This is a genomic window from Micromonospora acroterricola, assembly GCF_003172955.1.
Classification (GTDB): Bacteria; Actinomycetota; Actinomycetes; order Mycobacteriales; family Micromonosporaceae; genus Micromonospora; species Micromonospora acroterricola.
In genome coordinates this window covers 1-612 of record NZ_QGKR01000154.1, presented here as the reverse complement: position 1 = coordinate 612, position 612 = coordinate 1, and the positions used below count along the sequence as shown (strand labels likewise).

General features: G+C 76.6%; 1 protein-coding gene and 1 pseudogene. Both read left to right on the top strand.

The genetic code is table 11. The annotated features are described in order from the left end of the window. Positions 1 to 282: pseudogene (locus tag DKT68_RS08585) on the top strand (2-phospho-L-lactate guanylyltransferase); the annotation flags it as partial. 22 nt (positions 283 to 304) lie between these two features. After that, positions 305 to 502 carry a cold-shock protein gene (locus DKT68_RS08580; RefSeq protein WP_007456426.1) on the top strand — a complete coding sequence of 66 codons (198 nt, stop codon included), beginning with the start codon at positions 305 to 307 and terminating at the stop codon, positions 500 to 502. Positions 503 to 612 lie beyond the last annotated feature (110 nt).

The window sequence follows — 612 nt, the reverse complement described above, 5'->3', positions numbered from 1 at the left end:
CAGACCGGCCGAGCGGGGGTACGCCGGTGCGTGCCGGACGCGCCGGGCGGGGGCACGGTGCTGCTCGCCGCGCCGCCGGGCGTACCCCTGGACCCGCGTTTCGGGGTGGGCTCGGCGGCGGCGCACGCGGCGAGCGGGGCGCTGCCGCTCACCGGGGACTGGCCCAGCCTGCGCCGGGACGTGGACACCGCCGCGGACCTCACCGCGGCGGCCCGGCTCGGGCTGGGGCCGCGCACCGCCGCGCTGCTCGCCGCCGGCCGCCCGGTCCGCTCCGCGGGCTGACCCGCCGGTGTACGGTGCCAGCATGCAAGGCACGGTGGCCAGCTACGACGCGGCGACACGCAGCGGCGTCCTGCTGCTCGACGACGGCACCGAGCTGCGCTTTCCCGCCCGGGCCTTCGACGCCTCCGGGCTGCGGCTGCTCCGGCTCGGCCAGCGGGTCCGCATCGACACCGATCCCGACGGCGAGGTCGTCCGGGTGACATTACCGACGATGAACTGACCCGGCGGGGCCAAGTTCATTTTGCGTTAACCGCAATCGGGTGATTATGAGCGGGTGAGCACCCCTCGCGAGCACCCGTCCAGCCCGGAGGAGGCCGCGGCCGGGTCGCC